Genomic DNA, 13,162 nt, shown 5'->3' with positions numbered 1-13,162 from the left:
CGGCTGTCACGACCGAAGGGAGTGACTGGATGGAGCGAAGCGGAAGGTCTCCGGAGGAGAGCAGCCGACGCTCGGAGGCAGGATGACATAAAGAAAGAGGATGACCTCTAAGTCCTTCTGGACTTTTTAGTCAGCCTCTTTCTTTTTGTGGAGGGGCTCCGGACGGCGGAGGGTATGCAAAATGCAGATCGGCTCCGCTCCGCTTCGCCGACCCTGGTCCGGGCAAATGCATTTTGCATGCCCTCGCAGTCCGTGGCTGTCACGACATCCAAAAAAAGAGCGATTCTTGTCGCTCGTGCCAGCGAAACAGCTGAAAACATCATATTTGCTGCCACGACGTACAAAAACAGAGCAGTTTTTGTCGCTCGTGCCAGAAAAGTGTCTGTTGAGGGTTGTTGATTAGAGATTCAGGAGGCCGTCAGGGATGGCCATGGTGAGAGTGTCTGAATCTTCGTCGATCTCGATGATGAGATCCTCGTGGAGAGGAATGATGACGCTGGAGCCTTCTGCGGTCTCGACTTCGATGCAAGGATTGGACGGAATGTCCATGAACGCAGTGATGGTTCCGATGACTGCGCCTTCCTCGTCCTCGCAGAGAGTCCAGCCTTCGAGGAAGGAGAAGTCTCCGTCCTCATACTCGCCCTCGCCGAGGTCTTCCTCTCTCATGTAGACTGCAGCTCCCACTACCTCCTCTGCATCCTGGAAGGATTCTATGTCTGTGAGGTGGACGAGAGCCTTGGTGTTGCCGCGGCGGGTGAGTGATTCAATAAAAAAAGGAACCGGCAGTCCATCGAATTCGATGAACACCGGTTCAGTTTTCTGGATATCTTCAGGATCGATGTCGCGGAAACTCATGACGAGCTCCCCGTCGATGCCGTTGGACTTGAGGACCTGGGCGATCTGGATCAGATTACCTTCGGCACTCATTGAGTTATGCCTCAACTGCCTCTGCAGGAGCCTCTGCTGCCTCAGCTGCAGCAGCCTCAGCAGCTGCGCGTGCAGCCTCCTCAGCCTCAGCCTTCTTCTTGGCGATAGCCTCTGCTCTTTCCTGATTTACCTTTGCCTCTGCCTCAGTAGCAGCCTTTGCCTTAGCAGCTGCGTCCTTGGTGAGACCTTCCTTCTTGGCGTTGATCTTAGAATCTCTCTGATTCATCCATGCAGTATACTTTGCATCAGCCTGCTCCTGGGTGAGGGCACCCTTAGCAACGCCACCCTGGAGGTGCTTCTTAAGCATTACACCCTCGTAAGAGAGGATGCGGCGTGCGGTGAGAGTAGGTTCTGCACCAACGTTGAGCCATGCAAGAGCGCGCTCAGAGTTGAGGACGATAGTTGCAGGGTTGGTGTTTGGATTGTAAGAGCCGATCTGCTCGATGTAACGACCATCGCGAGGTGCGCGGGTGTCTGCCACTACAATGTGGAAGAATGCGAAATTCTTCTTACCGTGGCGCTGAAGACGAATTTTAACAGCCATTGTAAATCTGTTTTAAATTGTTGATAATTACCTGTGTTCCCTTCTCGAGGGAAAGCGTGCAAAAGTAGGCATAATTATTGAAAATACAATCTGCGAACAAAAACTTTTATATATTTGTGCATCTAAACCAACATTTTACGTGATTATGAGACGAATTTTTGCTGCAGTAGCAGCCATCCTCTTCTGCGCTCTCCCTTCTTTCGCGCAGGCAAAGCTCAATGAATCAGCTGACAACATCCTCGGTAAGTACCGCGCTGTGCAGGGCGGTGAGGTCAGCAACACCCAGGTAAGCAAGGAGGCAGACGGCACCTATACCATCAAGGTCATCTGGCTCGAGAAAGACAAGGAGGCCAACGGTCAGAAGAAGCTTGACGTGAAGAATCCGGACAAGTCTCTCAGGAACGTTCCTGCTGACAAGATCGTCCTTGTGAAGGGCCTTAAGTATAATAAGGACAAGAAGCAGTGGGGCGACGCGAAGATCTATGATCCTACCCGTGGTATCAAGGCAAACTGCACCGTGAAGTTCACCGACGACGGCAGGCTTAGCATCAGAGGTCAGGTAATGGGCATCGGCGAGACCGTATACTGGACTAAGCTCGACTAAAATTGATGTGGATTGCAAAAAATATCGAAAAAAATTTGTGGTTTAAAAAATCGCTCGTATATTTGCAATCCCAACGCGGAAGTGGCGAAATGGTAGACGCGCTACTTTGAGGGGGTAGTGGGAGTTTTCCTGTGCGAGTTCGAGTCTCGCCTTCCGCACACAAGGCCTCAGGCAAATGCCTGGGGCTTTTTCGTTATATACGTTTGAACATGAAAAGCGGCTCTGTAAGGGACCGCTTTTTATGTTATCGATTATCGGAGGTGTCGCGGCTCAGGCGTCTCATGCTGAATTCGCAGCCGCAGTAGAGCTGGTTGTAGAAGCCATACTCCTTGATGATCTCCTGCCTGCGCTGCTGGAGTCCGCCCTTGCGCCAGTTTTTCTCCCACCATTCGAGCTTCGGAGCGGCGTCCCCGTCAAGCTCCGAGAGTGCCTTCTCCACGGCCCAGCGGCCGGCTGCATCAATCTGTTCGAGGCTCTTCCATCTCGAAGATGCGAGGGTGGTGGTCATGATCGTGTAACCATGGTCCAAGGCGTATCGGGCTGTGCGGAGGAGTCGGTACCTGAAGCACTGAAGGCAGCGTGGTCCTCTTTCCGGCTCGTCTTCCATGCCCTTGACGCTGCACAGCCATGATCCGTGATCATAGTCGTCATCCACGATCTCGAGTCCCAGCGCCTGCGCGTACCTCGTGCATTCGTCCTTCCTTATCCTGTACTCCTCTTCCGGGTAAATGTTCGGGTTGCAGTAGAAGATGGTGGGTTGCCAGCCGTTTGCGAGCATCCATTCGATGATCGCAGACGAACATGGCGCGCAACAGGTATGCAGCAGTACTCTCTCCATGTCAGCAAAGCTACTCATTTTCGCAGGAAATATGAAATTCACTATCTTTGTGTAGCAAATAGACAAATAGACATGAAAAAGACAGTCATCACGGCGGCTCTTGCAGTGGCAGTAACCATGTCCGCAGCCGCTCAGAACCCATTCCTCCAGAAGAGATACGGAACCCCATACGAGATCCCTCCTTTCGAGAAGTTCACCATGGACAACTACCGTGAGGGCATGCTCAGGGGCATCGAGCAGGAAAGGCAGGAGATACTCGACATCATCAACAACCCTGAGGCTCCCAGCTTCGAGAACGTGATCGTCGCTCTCGACGAGTGCGGTGAGCTCCTCAGCAAGACCAGCAGGGTGTGGAGCACTCTCAACAGTTCCAACTCGAACGACGAGCTCCAGGCTCTCGCACGCGAGATGTCTCCGCTCACCTCGGAACTCAGCAATTTCGTGAATATGAACGCTGACCTTTTCGCGAAGGTGAAGGCCGTATATGACAAGAAGGACGCCCTCGGACTCAATCTCGAGCAGATGTCTCTCCTCGAGAAGACCTACAGGAGCTTCGTGAAGAGCGGTGCCCTTCTTTCTGCTTCCGACAAGGACAAGCTTGCAAAGATCAACCTCGAGCTCTCGCGTCTCCAGCTTGAGTTCAGCCAGAACCTCCTCCACGATACCAACAACACCTATGTGACCGTGGATGACGTGAAGCAGCTTGCCGGCCTTCCTCAGGCCAATATCGATCAGGCTGCCGAGCTTGCTGCCAAGATCGGTCAGAGCGGAAAGTACAGCTTCAACATGCAGCGTCCGAGCTGCAACCCTGTGCTCCAGTACGCAAGCAACCGTGAGCTCCGCAAGAAGGTTTACCTCATGTACAATGACCGCTGCAACCACGGCGACCAGTATGACAACAAGGAGATCGCAAGGCAGATAATCGCCCTCCGCCTCGAAAGGGCAAAGATCATGGGCGCAAAGGACTATGCGGAGATTCAGCTCGATACCAAGATGGCAGAGAACGAGGAGAACGTATATGCGCTCCTCGACGAGATCTGGGGTCCTGCAGTCGCAAAGGCTAAGGAAGAGATCGCTGACATCAAGGCTATGATGAAGAAGGACCGCGTGAAGGGCGAGCCTCAGCGCTGGGACTATATGTACTATCTGGACAAGGCTAAGCGTGCGAAGTTCAATGTGGATGAGTCTGAGATCTCGGAGTACCTCGAGATCAACAATGTCCAGCAGGGTATCTTCTACGTTGCGAACAAGCTCTACGGCCTCTCGTTCAACGAGCGTACCGAGGACTATCCTCAGTATGAGCCAACCGCCAAGTCCTGGGACGTGATCGACAAGGACGGCAACGTGATCGCCATCTTCTACAGCGACTATTTCCCTCGCGACGGCAAGGGCGCAGGCGCATGGTGCGGCGGCTTCCGCGGTCAGAGCTATGACGGCGCAGCCCGCGTGCAGCCTATCGTGACCAATGTCTGCAACATGACCCTCCCATCTGCGGACAAGCCGGCTCTCCAGACTCTCGACAACGTGGAGACCATGTTCCATGAGTTCGGACATGCGCTCCATTCTTTCTTCCGCAACGTGCGTTACAGCGGCACTTCGGGTGTCGAGCGCGACTTCGTGGAACTTCCTTCGCAGATCAACGAGCACTGGGCGTTCGAGCCAGAAGTTCTCAAGGTATATGCTAAGCACTACAAGACCGGTGAGATCATCCCGGACGAGCTCGTCGCAAAGATCGAGGCCAGCAGCAAATATGGCCAGGGCTTCGCTACCGTGGAGCTCGTAGCTGCGGCTCTCGTGGACATGGATCTCCATACTCTCACCTCAGTTCCTGCTGACCTTGACGTGATGGCTTTCCAGAACCAGAAGATGAACGAGCGCGGCATTCCTGCCCAGATTCTTCCTCGCTACAGCGTGACCAACTTCAGCCACTCTATCGGTGGCGGCTACAGCGCAGGCTACTACAGCTACATCTGGTCTGAGGTTCTCGACTGCGACGCGTTCCAGGCATTCGCAGAGACCGGTGACATCTTCAATCAGCAGGTGGCCGAGAAGTTCCGCAAGTTCGTCCTCACTCCTGGCGGTATCAGGTCAGGAAAGGAGATGTATCAGGACTTCCGTGGCCGTCAGCCGAGCGTGGACGGTCTTCTCGAAAATCGTGGACTCAGCCGTGAGTAACGGCATCTCACATAGGAAAGGACTGCTGGCGCTCTCACCGCTGGCAGTCTTTCTTGCTGTCTATCTCGTCAGCTCGGCGGTGATAGGGGATTTCTACAAGATTCCCATTTCTGCCGCGTTCCTGCTTGCCTCCTGCTACGCGGTGCTCATCACGCGCGGAAGCATCTCCGAGCGCATAGACATCTTCTCTGCCGGAGCGGGGGACAGGAACATACTCCTGATGATATGGATATTCATACTCGCCGGCGCATTCGCAGGAACGGCGAAGGACATAGGCGCGGTCGATTCGACGGTCAATGCCATACTCCATATCATCCCGGGCCGCCTGCTCTACGCGGGTCTCTTCCTTGCCGCGTGCTTCATTTCCATGTCCATCGGAACCAGCGTCGGCACCATAGTCGCCCTGATGCCTATCGCGACCGGAATCGCTGAGGATACGGGCATGGCCTTGCCTTTCATGGCGGCGGTCGTGGTCGGAGGTGCATTCTTCGGAGACAATCTTTCCTTCATCTCAGATACGACCATCGCCGCAACGAAGGCAATGGGCTGCGAGATGCGTGACAAGTTCAGCGCAAACCTCAGGATAGTGCTGCCGGCGATGTTGATCGTCACTGCGGTCTACGTATGGCAGGGCTGGAGCGTGAACACCGTGCCTCAGATTGGAGATGTGCAGATAGTGAAGATGCTTCCGTACATAGCTGTGATCGTGCTTGCCCTTGTCGGAATGAACGTCACCATGGTCCTGGGAATCGGTATCGTGCTCAACGCGCTCATCGGTTTCTGCACTCGTTCGCTGACCTGGGACAGCTGGCTTGCATCTATGGGTGCGGGTATCAGCGGTATGGGAGACCTCATCATCGTGACCATGCTCGCAGGAGGACTGCTTGCCATGATAAGGCACAACGGCGGACTGGACTATCTCATCGAGAGTCTCTCCCGTCATGCCAACGGCCGCAGGGGCGCGGAGCTCGTGATTGCGGCTCTTGTTTGCCTTGCCAATCTGTGTACGGCGAACAATACGATTGCCATCCTCACTACAGGCGGCATCGCGAACGACATCTGCGGCAAGTTCGGGATCAGTCCGAAGAGGGGAGCGAGCCTGCTGGATACCTTCTCGTGCTTCGTGCAGGGACTCATCCCTTATGGCGCCCAGCTCCTGATGGCAGCAGGCCTTGCCGGAATCTCGTCGGTGGCGATCATCCGTTACCTCTATTATCCATTTGCATTGGGAATCTGCGCGGTCTGCGCAATCTTCATCGGCTCCCGTCGCTCATAGCCTCCGCGCTATAGAAGCAGGCTGACGAGGTGGAATACGACGAAGGCTGCGACCCACGCAAGCGCAAGACTGTGGACGACCTCGAAGGCTGCCCACTTCCATCCGATCTCCCTCTTGAGGGTCGCGATGGTGGCTATGCATGGGAAATACAGCAGCACGAATATCATGAATGCGAGTGCGACGGCAGGCGTGAAGACGTTCTGCCCGGCCTTTGGACCGCTCAGGTACTTTTCCTCCCTCATCGCGCTGGTGAGCGAGTCCTGATCCTCGTCGGCCTTGTAGAGTATGCCCATGGTGCTTACGATGGCCTCCTTTGCAGGGAGTCCGGTAAGTATGCACACATTCATCCTCCAGTCGAAGCCTAGCGGCGACATCACGGGCTCCATGCCCCTTCCGATGTCGGCAAGTATGGACTGCTCCGGGTTCGCTCCGTGGTCGGTGCGCTCGGCAGGGAAGTACTCCAGTGCCCAGATTATCACCGATGCCGCGAGTATGACGGTCGAAATCTTCTGCAGGTAGTCGCTCGCCCTCTCCCAGATGTGGGCTCCGGTGCTGCGCCATGTCGGCTTGCGGTACTCAGGAAGCTCGGACACGTAGTCCTCGTTCTCCTTGCGGAACCACCTCGTATGCTTCATCACATAGGCGAAGAGTATGGAAAGTATAACTCCGATGACATACATGGACATCATCACGAGCGCCTTGTAGTTCTGGAAGAACGCCGAGACGAAGAGCATGTACACGGGAAGCCTTGCCGAGCAGGACATGAACGGAATCATGAGCATGGTCAGGGTCCTGTCCTTTCTGTCCTCGATGCTCCTGGCGGCCATGATCGCAGGAACGTTGCAACCGAATCCGATCAGCATCGGGATGAACGAGCGGCCGTGGAGACCGAAGCGGTGCATGATCTTGTCCATCACGAAAGCTGCGCGGGCCATGTAGCCGGAATCCTCAAGCAGGGAGAGGAAGAAGAAGAGTATGATGATGTTCGGGAGGAAGGCCAGCACTGCGCCGACGCCCTGTACGACGCCGTCGATGAGCATGCTGGAGAACCAACCTTCAGCCATGAGTCCATGCAGCCAATCTCCGAGCGCGCCAATTCCGTCCTCTATCCATTCCTGCGGATACGCTCCGAGTGCGAAGGTCGCCTGGAACATTCCGAAGAGCACGAGCGCAAGTATAGGGAGTCCGAGCCAGCGGTTGGTGAGAACCGCGTCTATCCTCTGGGTGAGGGAGTGGTCGGAGTTGTCGCTGCTGTGACGGATGGTCTCCTGGAGCGCGCCGGAAACAAAGCCTCGCCTTGCGATGGCGACAAGCTCAGGAGAGCTCTTGTCGTAGCCCTTCCTCAGGGATTCGGAGAGCTTGTCCGCGAGAGCGAGTATCTCACCCGAATTGCTGAGCTTCTCGACGTATGGGAGTATGTAAGGCTGCTTCTCGAGCAGTCTCACGGCCATATATCGGTCGGTGAAGCAAGTGTCGTCGTGCTGATGGTGAATCTTCTCGCTTATCTTGAGGATGGCCTTCTCGATGTCCTGTCCATAAGGGATCCTGACCGTCTTGTCAGCGTCCGGCGCCGGAGTCTCATATGCGTCGATGATGGCAGGGAGTATGCGCGCCTTGCCTTCGATATCATCGAAGTCGGCGGCGAGAACCGGCATTCCGAGCAGCTGCGAGAGCTTGTCCATGTCGACGGAGTGGCCTGTGGCAAGGAACTCGTCATACCTCTCGAGCGCGAGGACTATCTTGTGGTCCATGTCCACGAGCTTGGTGACGGGATGCATGGTTCCTTCGAGGTTCGTTGAGTCGGCGAGGTTGAGGACGACGTCGGGTTTGTAGTCGAGTATGCTGGATATCTCGGACAGGAACTCGATGCGGAGACAATAGTCCCTCACCGAGATCTCAGAGGCGGCAGCCATGTTCCTCGAACCGATGACAGCTACCTTGATATGTTTCCTTTTTGCTGCATAAGGGCAGCTGGAACATTGTCCGTTGCAGTTTACCGACATCACAAATTTGTCTTGATGCGACAAAAATAGTCAGTATTTGCCGTGGGTGCAAGAGCAATTGCCATCTTCGGAGCGTCCGAATGTGAGAAAAAGTGCTAATTTTGCCGACATACACGCACACTTAATCAAGACCTTAATGTCAGTTGAAATCAGAAAAGTATCGACAAAGAGTGAACTTAGGACCTTTGCCGAATATCCAAATAAGCTCTATAAGGGCAATCCATATTATGTCCCGACTCTAGTCTCTGACGACATAAAGACCTTCGACAAGTCCAAGAATGCGGCGTTCGAATTCTGCGATGCCGACTACTTCCTTGCATACAAGGACGGAAAGCTTGTCGGTAGGATAGCCGCACTGATCAATCCACGTGCGAACGATGCTTGGGAGAAGAAGACCGTCCGCTACGGCTGGGTCGACTTCATCGATGACCGCGAGGTGTCCGCAGCTCTGCTCAAGACAGTGGAGGACTGGGGCAGGGAGAGAGGCATGGACGATATAGAGGGCCCTCTCGGTTTCACGGACTTCGATACCGAGGGCATGCTCGTGGAGGGCTTCGAGGAGCTCGGAACCATGATTACCTTCTACAATCATCCCTACTATATGGAGCATCTCGAGGCTCTCGGCTACACCAAGAGGAAGGACTGGGTCGAGAGAAGGCTCGTCGTTCCTGATACCATCCCGGAGAAGTATGGTAAGTATGCCGGTATCGTCGCAGAGAGAAACGGCCTCAAGGTGGCTCGCTACACCAGGCGTGAGATCAGGAAGAAGGGCATAGGATTCAAGTTCTTCGACCTGATCAACCGTACCTACTGCGTGCTCTATGGCTACTCCCAGCTCAGCGGAAAGCAGATGGCACAATATGTCGAGACCTATCTCTCCATGCTGAACATGGACTTCGTGTCATTCATCGAGGACAGGAAGGGTGACCTCGCCGCTTTCGGAGTGATGATCCCGTCCATGTCCAAGGCACTCCAGAAATCGGGAGGAAAGTGGTTCCCGTTCGGCTGGTTCCACCTGGTGCGCGGATTCTTCTTCCATAGGACAGATACTGCAGACATGCTTCTCATCGCCGTTCGTCCCGATCTTCAGGCCAAGGGCGTGCCCGCGATGATCATATCGGACATCTTCCCTCGCCTGGTGGCTGGAGGAATAAAGTATGCGGAGACCAATCCTGAGCTGGAGGATAACTACTCGGTACAGAATCTCTGGAGCTTTTTCGAATCAAGACAGCACCGTCGCCGCAGGATCTACGGAAAGGAGATGAAATAAAACGAAAAAAAGCATCGCGATTGCGATGCTTTTTTGTCGGGGTACTCCGACTCGAACGGAGGACCACCTGGTCCCAAACCAGGTGCGCTAGCCAACTGCGCCACACCCCGAGTTCCCTTTTGGGACTGCAAATATAGATGCGTTTTTTTAATTCCCCAAAATTTTTTGCTTTTTTTTCATAACTTTGTCTAGTCAGGCTTGTGGAAGGCCGTACAAGAAGGTTTTTATGATAGAAGCAAGGAACATAGAGAAGTCTTTCGGCGACCTCAAGGTGCTGAAAGGGATAGATTTCGTCACAGACAAGGCGGAGGTCGTAGCAATCATGGGTGCAAGCGGTGCCGGAAAGTCGACCTTGCTGCAGATTCTGGGTACCTTGTCCATGCCTGACAGCGGTTCTCTGACCATCGATGGGGTCGACGTCCTGAAGCTCAGCGGAAAGGAACTTGCCGAGTTCAGGGGACGAAAGATAGGCTTCGTTTTCCAGGCCCATCATCTGCTTCCGGAGTTCACCGCGGTGGAGAACGTGATGATTCCGGCGCTCATCGCGGGTGTCAGTCAGTCTGCCGCGAAGAAGAGGGCGACCGAACTTCTTGCCGACCTTGGACTTGCAGACAGGACGACCCATAAGCCTTCGCAACTTTCCGGCGGAGAGCAGCAGAGGGTGGCTATAGCGAGAGCCCTTATCAATGATCCTACCGTGCTTTTCGCTGACGAGCCTTCAGGCAACCTCGACACCGTGACCAAGGCCGAGATACATCAGCTTTTCTTCGACCTGCGCGACCGTTACGATCAGACCATCGTGATCGTGACCCATGATCCCGAACTTGCGGCCATGTGCGACCACTCGCTCTTCATGCAGGACGGACTCTTTCTCGAGGAGACGAAATAGGTCCCGCTCATGAGCATATTCCATTTCAAGCATTTCGACGTCGTGAATGACCGCTCTGCGATGAAGGTCAATACCGACGGCGTGCTGCTCGGTGCGCTGATGGTGCTGCCGGAAGGCGGCAGGCTGCTGGATGTGGGAACGGGAACGGGAACAATTGCACTGATGGCGGCGCAGAGGTGCGCTAATGCGGTAGTGGATGCCATCGACATTGATGAGCCTTCGGCAAGTGAGGCTGCGGCGAACTTCGCGGCGAGCCCATGGGCGGAAAGGCTCCATGCACATAACCTGAGTCTCGAAGCGTACGAGGAGTCTCTCTCCGGAGAAGGTGAGTTGTTCGACGCTATCTTCTCCAATCCTCCGTATTTCGACAATTCCCTTGTCAATCCTGACGAACGGAAGACCGACGCCCGCCACACCGCGAGCATGTCGTACAGGGAAATACTCGCTTTTGCGGAAAAGTATCTCAAGGAGGAGGGTAGGGTGGCTTTCGTGTTGCCTTCGGAAGAGGAGACGAGGCTTTGCAGGGAAGCTCGTTCGAGGGGATTCTTCCTCGAGCGCATCGTCCGCATCCGTACCACTCCGAAGAAGCAGCCGAGGAGGATGGTCGCAGAATTCACGAGGACACGCCGCGAGCAGGCTGTCGAGGAGGATCTCGTCCTGATGGACCCTACAAAAGAAAATCAGCGCACCCGGGAGTACGCTGATCTCATGTCCGATTTCTATACAAACTAACCTTTATCTTTTAAATCGATTCCTTGTCTGATTTCTGGTTCTGGCTGTTGTCTGGACCACCGTGGAACCATGGCATGAACGGCATCCTTCTTTCTCCTGTCCTAGGGGTCTCGCCATTCTTAGGTGCTTCTCCGTTCTGAGGTGCGCCTTCGCCGAAGCGTGGAGCGTTGCCGTTGCCGAATCTAGGCATTCCTCCAGGGTTGCCCATTCCTGGCCTAGGTCCGGGAGCTGCATGGCCTCCCTGAAGCCTTCCGAAAATGTTCCTCCTGAAGTTCTCCTCGATCACGAAGAGCTTGGCTACCTTATCTGCAGGAATGACCTTTCCATAGGCCTTCACTGCTTCTGCGTTGAGGTTCGCGATAGTCTGCTGGGCCTTTACGTATTCGTCCAGGAGCTTTGCGCTATCCTTTCCTTCCCTTACGGCCTCATCAAGCTTGCGGAAAGTTTCTGCCGATGCGTCGAGGGCCTTGTCCTTCTTTGCTGAGATTTCGTTGTAGACCGGCCAGAACTTCTGTGCTTCTGCCGGAGTGAGATTAAGTTCATTGGTGATGAAGCCTACCTTGGCGCTGGCCATCCTGGCCTTCCACTGCTGGCCGATCTGTTCCCAGTTCTCGGGACGTCCCTGTCCCGGAGCCTGTCCTTGTCTGTTCTCCTGAGCGAATACGTTGCCGGAGAAAATGCCTGCGGCAATAGCTGCCACAAGTGCAAACATGCGGATTTTCTTCATGATTTAATTGGCTTTTATTCTGCGAAAAAGTCTGAGAATTCGAAGTCCTCGACGCGGGCTCCGGTATGGATCAGATAAGCGATCATGTCTTCCTCGCTTATGTCGTTGTAGAGCTGGGCGTCGGCGGAATAGTAGCTTGCCTCAGGAAGTGTCTGGGCTGGCTTGTCGAGGAGGAAGGTTCCTCCCGCGATGAGGAGCAGGAACGACGCCGCTGCTGCGACGTAAGGCGCGAAGCGACGGACGACGGTCTGCCTTGGTTTCTCCCTGACGGCAGCCATCATCTGTTCAGGCTTTGCTGCGAAGTATCCCTCAGGTACCTTGTAAGGCATCTTTCGCAGTTCCCTGTTGTCGAGTATGTCTCTCTTCTGTTCCATTCTTGATGTTTTCCGAGTATTTGACAATGTTTTATATCAAAGGTTTAAAACTTTTTTTCAAGTTCTTCCTTTATCTTGTTGTAGGCGAAGTGGTAGGATGCCTTGAGCGCTCCGACGGACGTCCCGGTTATCTCTGCGATGTCCTCGTACGAGAGTTCGTCGAAGTAGCGGAGGTTGAAGACCAGCTTCTGCTTGGCAGGCAACCTGTTGATGGCTTTCATGAGCTCGCGCTGGAGTTCGTTCCCGTTGAATGAAGGGTCGTCGTCGATGCGCTGCTCCATCACCGCGTCAAGGTCTTCCCTCTGCAGGGCTGCGCGCCAGCGGTTCTTCCTGATGTGGTTGAGGGCCTCGTTGGTGGCAATCCTGTATGCCCAGGTGTAGAGCCTCGATTCTTCCCTGAACTCCGGCAGGGATGACCATATCTTCACGAAGCAGTCCTGAAGCAGGTCGTCCGCGTCCTCGTGGGAGTTGGTGAAACGACGCAGATGCCAGTACAGACGCTCGCTGTAGCTCTCGACCAATTCGCCGAAAGCACGCTCCTTCTGCCCGCTGCGGTAGAGGGTTATGATCTCCTTGTCTGTCATCTGTGTGGTTCAAGCGGCTGCAATCCAAGTGCCGCAACGGCGAATATATGGAAAATAATCATGATTTATGGCATAATTGTGCTCTCTTTCCTTCACGCGCGCGAAATGGATTAGGAGAACTGAGCACAATTCATTATATTTGCGTTTACGCGTAGTAGCGCCGTATTTGAAATACGTAAAACAATATATTCTTATAGACATGGCAAATTCAATCAGCGT

The 13,162-nt window shown here is 54.3% G+C and carries 13 protein-coding genes and 2 tRNA genes; 7 read left to right on the top strand and 8 right to left on the bottom strand.

All coding sequences use genetic code 11. The features are described from left to right. Nucleotides 1-399: 399 nt before the first annotated feature. Complete coding sequence (gene rimM, locus AC06ND_RS07215; RefSeq protein WP_475678314.1) at nt 400-927, bottom strand: ribosome maturation factor RimM; 528 nt, start codon at nt 925-927, stop codon at nt 400-402. A 4-nt stretch (nt 928-931) separates the two neighbouring features. Beyond that, nucleotides 932-1,471 carry a 30S ribosomal protein S16 gene (locus AC06ND_RS07210; RefSeq protein ID WP_475678313.1) on the bottom strand — a complete coding sequence of 180 codons (540 nt, stop codon included), beginning with the start codon at nt 1,469-1,471 and terminating at the stop codon, nt 932-934. A gap of 145 nt (nt 1,472-1,616) precedes the next feature. Here AC06ND_RS07210 and AC06ND_RS07205 point away from each other — a divergent pair, with 145 nt between their 5' ends. Both AC06ND_RS07205 and AC06ND_RS07200 read left to right on the top strand, forming a co-directional pair. Continuing rightward, complete coding sequence (locus tag AC06ND_RS07205) at nt 1,617-2,075, top strand: DUF2147 domain-containing protein (RefSeq protein ID WP_475678312.1); 459 nt, start codon at nt 1,617-1,619, stop codon at nt 2,073-2,075. A gap of 75 nt (nt 2,076-2,150) precedes the next feature. Next, nucleotides 2,151-2,233 (top strand) — tRNA-Leu (locus AC06ND_RS07200). Nucleotides 2,234-2,319: 86 nt separating this feature from the next. Here the strand turns inward: AC06ND_RS07200 and AC06ND_RS07195 are convergent. Then, nucleotides 2,320-2,913: an epoxyqueuosine reductase QueH gene (locus tag AC06ND_RS07195; RefSeq protein ID WP_475678311.1), complete on the bottom strand. Its 594-nt coding sequence runs from the start codon at nt 2,911-2,913 to the stop codon at nt 2,320-2,322. Nucleotides 2,914-2,985: 72 nt separating this feature from the next. On the opposite strand from AC06ND_RS07195, the gene AC06ND_RS07190 reads away from it, so the two are divergent. Both AC06ND_RS07190 and AC06ND_RS07185 read left to right on the top strand, forming a co-directional pair. Then, nucleotides 2,986-5,088, top strand: a complete 2,103-nt coding sequence (locus AC06ND_RS07190; RefSeq protein WP_475678310.1) for a M3 family metallopeptidase — start codon at nt 2,986-2,988, stop codon at nt 5,086-5,088. After that, nucleotides 5,081-6,364 carry a Na+/H+ antiporter NhaC family protein gene (locus AC06ND_RS07185; protein ID WP_475678309.1) on the top strand — a complete coding sequence of 428 codons (1,284 nt, stop codon included), beginning with the start codon at nt 5,081-5,083 and terminating at the stop codon, nt 6,362-6,364. Before AC06ND_RS07190 ends, AC06ND_RS07185 begins: the two co-directional genes overlap by 8 nt. Before the next feature lie 8 nt (nt 6,365-6,372). Here the strand turns inward: AC06ND_RS07185 and feoB are convergent, their stop codons facing one another. After that, nucleotides 6,373-8,367, bottom strand: a complete 1,995-nt coding sequence (gene feoB / locus AC06ND_RS07180; protein ID WP_475678308.1) for a ferrous iron transport protein B — start codon at nt 8,365-8,367, stop codon at nt 6,373-6,375. Nucleotides 8,368-8,503: 136 nt separating this feature from the next. On the opposite strand from feoB, the gene AC06ND_RS07175 reads away from it, so the two are divergent. Then, nucleotides 8,504-9,637: an N-acetyltransferase gene (locus AC06ND_RS07175; RefSeq protein ID WP_475678307.1), complete on the top strand. Its 1,134-nt coding sequence runs from the start codon at nt 8,504-8,506 to the stop codon at nt 9,635-9,637. Between the two features lie 36 nt (nt 9,638-9,673). Here AC06ND_RS07175 and AC06ND_RS07170 read toward each other — a convergent pair. Next, nucleotides 9,674-9,747: transfer RNA gene (locus AC06ND_RS07170), tRNA-Pro, on the bottom strand. 116 nt (nt 9,748-9,863) lie between these two features. On the opposite strand from AC06ND_RS07170, the gene AC06ND_RS07165 reads away from it, so the two are divergent. Both AC06ND_RS07165 and AC06ND_RS07160 read left to right on the top strand, forming a co-directional pair. Beyond that, nucleotides 9,864-10,526, top strand: coding sequence for an ABC transporter ATP-binding protein (locus AC06ND_RS07165; RefSeq protein WP_475678306.1), 663 nt, complete (start codon nt 9,864-9,866; stop codon nt 10,524-10,526). A 9-nt stretch (nt 10,527-10,535) separates the two neighbouring features. Then, nucleotides 10,536-11,258, top strand: coding sequence for a tRNA1(Val) (adenine(37)-N6)-methyltransferase (locus AC06ND_RS07160; protein WP_475678305.1), 723 nt, complete (start codon nt 10,536-10,538; stop codon nt 11,256-11,258). 10 nt (nt 11,259-11,268) lie between these two features. On the opposite strand, the gene AC06ND_RS07155 is transcribed toward AC06ND_RS07160, so the two are convergent. The 3 genes from AC06ND_RS07155 to AC06ND_RS07145 are packed head-to-tail and all read right to left on the bottom strand — an operon-like array spanning nt 11,269 to nt 12,943. Further along, entirely contained in the window at nt 11,269-11,985 is a 717-nt protein-coding gene (locus tag AC06ND_RS07155; protein ID WP_475678304.1) for a hypothetical protein, read from the bottom strand. A 14-nt stretch (nt 11,986-11,999) separates the two neighbouring features. Continuing rightward, nucleotides 12,000-12,359: a hypothetical protein gene (locus AC06ND_RS07150; protein ID WP_475678303.1), complete on the bottom strand. Its 360-nt coding sequence runs from the start codon at nt 12,357-12,359 to the stop codon at nt 12,000-12,002. A gap of 44 nt (nt 12,360-12,403) precedes the next feature. Further along, nucleotides 12,404-12,943, bottom strand: a complete 540-nt coding sequence (locus tag AC06ND_RS07145; RefSeq protein ID WP_475678302.1) for an RNA polymerase sigma factor — start codon at nt 12,941-12,943, stop codon at nt 12,404-12,406. Nucleotides 12,944-13,162 lie beyond the last annotated feature (219 nt).

This window comes from Candidatus Cryptobacteroides sp., assembly GCF_056207615.1.
This window is presented reverse-complemented; position numbering and strand designations above follow the sequence as displayed.